We start from the raw sequence: 2507 nt of genomic DNA, 5'->3' as shown, positions 1-2507 counted from the left end.
CTCGTGGACGAGGCGTCGGCCGACGCGCCGGAGCGGGCGGACATCTCGGAGGACGACGACGCGAGCATCAACTACACGTCCGGAACCACGGGCGACCCGAAGGGCGTCGTTCGCACCCACCGGACCGAACACTGGCACGCCATCGTGCTCAACCAGCACATGGAGATTCGGGACGACGACACCTACCTCTGGACGCTCCCGATGTTCCACTGCAACGGGTGGGGCCACACCTACGCCATCACCGGAACCGGCGCTACGCACGTCTGTCTCCGGAAGTTCACCCCGGAGCGCACGCTCGAAAAGATTCGAAACTACGACGTGTCGTTCATGTGCGGCGCGCCGACCGTACTCAACCGCGTCATCGCGTTCAACGAGAACAACCCCGACGTGGGGACGACGGGCGACCGCGAACTGCGCATCGCCACGGCCGGAAGCGCTCCCGCGACGGCGACCATCGAAACCGTCGAGGACGACATCGGGTGGCGCATCATCCATATTTATGGGTTGACCGAGACCGCACCCATCATCACCACGTCGAACTCGCCGCGCCGCCTCGCCGAACGCGGGCGCTCCCTGAAGGTGACACAGGGGAGCGAGGTCATCTGTACCGACGTTCGCGTCGTTCACGACGACGGCAGTGACGTCCCGCCGGATGGAGAGACGATGGGCGAAGTCGTCGTCCGCGGCAATCAGGTGATGGACCGCTACCTGAACAAACCGGAGGCGACCGACGCGGCGTTCAACGACCGTCTGCCGGGCTATTTCCACACGGGCGACCTCGCGACCATCGACGAGGACGGGATGATATCGATTCAGGACCGCAAGAAGGACATCATCATCTCGGGCGGCGAGAACGTCTCGTCCATCGAAGTCGAGGACGTGTTGTACGACCATCCCGACATCGCCAAGGCGGCGGTCATCCCCACGCCGAGCGACGAATGGGGCGAACTCGTGACGGCCGTCGTCGTCCCGAAACCCGGCGTCGAACTGTCCGATGCGGACGTGGAGGACTTCTGCCGCGAGCGGATGGCGGGCTACAAGATTCCGCGCAAGATCATCGTGGACGACGACCTGCCGGAAACCGCGACCGGCAAAGTCCAGAAGTACCAACTCCGGCAGGAGTTCTGGGAGGACGAGGACCGACTCATCGGGCAGGGGTAGTCGTCCAAGCTATCGGATTTCAGTTTTTCCGGAGCAGGTCGTTTTCGATCATATCGTCGATCAGTTCCCGCATCGTGTCCGGCACACCGTCCCTGTTCGTCGTCGTCCGGGTGTGCATCCCGTGGAGGAGGAGGGCCAGGATGTGTTCCGCCGTCGTTTCCGTATCGACATCGCGGAAGGTGCCATCCTCGATGCCCGAATCGAGAATTCGGACGAGTATGTCCCGTAACTCCGTGTCTATCTCCGTGAGTTTCTCCCGATACGCGTCGTTCCGTGCCGCCTGCGCCCACAGTTCGATGAAAACCGACGACACTGCCGGTTCGTCCCCCGACGACGATATCACGACCGATTCCGATTCCGGTCGCATCGGGTCGAGAAACGTATCGACGACGGAACGGAGGTCCGCTTCGGGGTCACCCGTCCGTTCCCGCAGTTGCTTCTCGACGAACTTTTCGGAGAACACGTCCAGCAGGGAGAGGAGCAACTCGTCTTTGTCCTCGAAGTAGTGGTAGATGAGCGACGGACTCTGCCCCAACTCCTCGCCGATGATCTTGATGGAGAGGTCCGCGTATCCGTGCTTCGTAAGCGCCCGAAACGCGGCCTCCCTGATTCGTTGTTCCGTTCCTCGCTGCTCGTTCATCGTGGTTAGTCGGTATTCGGCAACCGTCGGTATAAGTGGCGAGGAAACCTTCGTTGGCACAGTTCACATTCCCTCGTATGTCGGCAACTCGAACTGAACAACCGACAGACAAACGATGGATGGGAACGTTATGAGCCTCGGGGGGACACAGTGAAACGATATAACACGACAGTTGGCCGTCTCGAAACCGAACTCTGGCGGAACGGAGGGAGGCTGTAGGATGGCGTGGATAGATACGATAATCATCTTCCTCGTCAGCCTGCTCATCGGCGGGTTCGGCATCTACGTCGGTGCGAGGGTGACGACGGACCGCGCGGGAAGCTATGGTCACGCCATCATCACCGCACTCATCGGGTCGATAGTGTGGGGCATCATCAGCTTCTTCGTCGGGTGGATTCCCATCATCGGCGCGCTGCTCGCGCTCATCGCGTGGATCGGCGTCATCAACTGGCGCTATCCCGGCGGCTGGGGAACGGCCATCGTCATCGGACTGGTCGCGTGGTTCGCGGCCGCCATCGTCCTCTACATCTTCGCGCTGTTCGACATCATCACGTCGGGGGCGCTGGGGATTCCGGGCGTCTGAGTCGTTCAGCGGAGTTCGGGGGTCGAGACGGACGAAATCGCCCCGTCCGTCCCGCGTAACCGAACCCACCAGACGATGGCCGCCACGCCGAGACAGATCGCGGCGACGCCGACGAGGCCCGCC

The 2507-nt window shown here is 62.1% G+C and carries 3 protein-coding genes; 2 read left to right on the top strand and 1 reads right to left on the bottom strand.

All coding sequences use genetic code 11. The features are described from left to right. Positions 1–1161: class I adenylate-forming enzyme family protein (locus WBV42_RS13520; RefSeq protein ID WP_423986491.1), on the top strand; the 1161-nt coding region annotated here is incomplete at its 5' end. A 19-nt stretch (positions 1162–1180) separates the two neighbouring features. On the opposite strand, the gene WBV42_RS13515 is transcribed toward WBV42_RS13520, so the two are convergent. Next, a complete protein-coding gene (locus tag WBV42_RS13515) occupies positions 1181–1801 on the bottom strand; it encodes a TetR/AcrR family transcriptional regulator (protein WP_423986490.1) in 621 nt (206 codons plus the stop codon). A gap of 220 nt (positions 1802–2021) precedes the next feature. Between WBV42_RS13515 and WBV42_RS13510 the strand changes: the two genes are divergently transcribed. Further along, positions 2022–2384, top strand: a complete 363-nt coding sequence (locus WBV42_RS13510; RefSeq protein ID WP_423986489.1) for a hypothetical protein — start codon at positions 2022–2024, stop codon at positions 2382–2384. The last annotated feature ends 123 nt before the right edge of the window (positions 2385–2507 follow it).

It is taken from the genome of Haladaptatus sp., assembly GCF_049589095.1.
In the GTDB taxonomy this organism is placed as follows: domain Archaea; phylum Halobacteriota; class Halobacteria; order Halobacteriales; family Haladaptataceae; genus Haladaptatus.
Note: the sequence above shows the minus strand (reverse complement) of the source record. Positions and strands in the feature narration are given on the sequence as shown.